General features: G+C 53.1%; 2 rRNA genes. Both read left to right on the forward strand.

Annotated features, from left to right (window positions below):
• The first annotated feature begins 2 nt into the window (after positions 1 to 2).
• Positions 3 to 1,519, forward strand: a 16S ribosomal RNA gene (locus HMPREF3147_RS10685).
• 445 nt (positions 1,520 to 1,964) lie between these two features.
• Positions 1,965 to 2,299, forward strand: a 23S ribosomal RNA gene (locus tag HMPREF3147_RS12940); the annotation flags it as partial.

Consider the following 2,299-nt stretch of genomic DNA (forward strand, 5'->3'; position numbering starts at 1 on the left):
TTTTTGTGGAGAGTTTGATCCTGGCTCAGGACGAACGCTGGCGGCGTGCTTAACACATGCAAGTCGAACGGAAAGGCCAGTGCTTGCACTGGTACTCGAGTGGCGAACGGGTGAGTAACACGTGGGTGATCTGCCTTGCACTCTGGGATAAGCTTGGGAAACTGGGTCTAATACCGGATATGAACTGCCTTTAGTGTGGTGGTTGGAAAGTTTTTTCGGTGCAAGATGAGCTCGCGGCCTATCAGCTTGTTGGTGGGGTAATGGCCTACCAAGGCGTCGACGGGTAGCCGGCCTGAGAGGGTGTACGGCCACATTGGGACTGAGATACGGCCCAGACTCCTACGGGAGGCAGCAGTGGGGAATATTGCACAATGGGCGGAAGCCTGATGCAGCGACGCCGCGTGGGGGATGACGGCCTTCGGGTTGTAAACTCCTTTCGACAGGGACGAAGCGCAAGTGACGGTACCTGTATAAGAAGCACCGGCTAACTACGTGCCAGCAGCCGCGGTAATACGTAGGGTGCGAGCGTTGTCCGGAATTACTGGGCGTAAAGAGCTCGTAGGTGGTTTGTCGCGTCGTCTGTGAAATTCCGGGGCTTAACTTCGGGCGTGCAGGCGATACGGGCATAACTTGAGTGCTGTAGGGGAGACTGGAATTCCTGGTGTAGCGGTGAAATGCGCAGATATCAGGAGGAACACCGATGGCGAAGGCAGGTCTCTGGGCAGTTACTGACGCTGAGGAGCGAAAGCATGGGTAGCAAACAGGATTAGATACCCTGGTAGTCCATGCCGTAAACGGTGGGCGCTAGGTGTAGGGGGCTTCCACGTCTTCTGTGCCGTAGCTAACGCATTAAGCGCCCCGCCTGGGGAGTACGGCCGCAAGGCTAAAACTCAAAGGAATTGACGGGGGCCCGCACAAGCGGCGGAGCATGTGGATTAATTCGATGCAACGCGAAGAACCTTACCTGGGCTTGACATACACCAGATTGCTGCAGAGATGTAGTGTCCCTTGTGGTTGGTGTACAGGTGGTGCATGGTTGTCGTCAGCTCGTGTCGTGAGATGTTGGGTTAAGTCCCGCAACGAGCGCAACCCTTGTCTTATGTTGCCAGCATTTGGTTGGGGACTCATGAGAGACTGCCGGGGTTAACTCGGAGGAAGGTGGGGATGACGTCAAATCATCATGCCCCTTATGTCCAGGGCTTCACACATGCTACAATGGTCGGTACAACGCGCAGCGACACTGTGAGGTGGAGCGAATCGCTGAAAGCCGGCCTTAGTTCGGATTGGGGTCTGCAACTCGACCCCATGAAGTCGGAGTCGCTAGTAATCGCAGATCAGCAATGCTGCGGTGAATACGTTCCCGGGCCTTGTACACACCGCCCGTCACGTCATGAAAGTTGGTAACACCCGAAGCCAGTGGCCTAAACTTGTTAGGGAGCTGTCGAAGGTGGGATCGGCGATTGGGACGAAGTCGTAACAAGGTACCCGTACCGGAAGGTGCGGGTGGATCACCTCCTTTCTAAGGAGCTTTATTGTGGCACCAGTTGGTGTCTTTAAGCATGTGCGTGTTTTTCATGTGCGTGGTGGTTGAGTGAACGATTGTTTTGCTGCCACCGTATTGTTAATCGGGTGGAGATACATCTTAACCAGAATGGTTGACTAACATTTTTTAAAAGTACGTGGTGCATTGTTGGGTGTCTGGGGCATTGTTCCCTGGTTGTTTAACCCACATGAGCTTGATGGTCGGAGTGCTTAATGTTCTGGTTGTTGGGCTGGTGTGGGGTGTTGTGTGAGAACTGTATAGTGGACGCGAGCATTAAACCATGTGCTTGCTGCTGATACGTGCTTTGTGCGTGTGTTGGTGGTGGGTTGTGGTTTGTGTGATTTCTTTGTTCTTTTGTGTTTTGTGTGTTCACACCAGCATTGTCTTCTGCTGCTTTTGTGGTGGTTGCCTTGTTGGTTGTGTGTTCGTTATTTAGGGCGCATGGTGGATGCCTTGGCATGCTGAGCCGATGAAGGACGTGTAAGGCTGCGTTAAGCCTCGGGGAGTTGTCAATAAAGCGTTGATCCGAGGATGTCCGAATGGGGAAACCTGGCACCTGTTATGGGGTGTTACCCTTCAGTGAATTCATAGCTGTTGTGGGGGTTTACGCGGGGAAGTGAAACATCTCAGTACCCGTAGGAGAAGAAAATAAAATATGATTCTGCTAGTAGTGGCGAACGAACGTGGATGAGGCTAAACCGTGTGCATGTGATACTTGGTAGGGGTTGTGTGTGCGGTGTTGTGGGCCCCAATGGA

Source organism: Corynebacterium sp. HMSC05D03 (assembly GCF_001807205.1).
Taxonomy (GTDB): Bacteria; Actinomycetota; Actinomycetes; order Mycobacteriales; family Mycobacteriaceae; genus Corynebacterium; species Corynebacterium aurimucosum.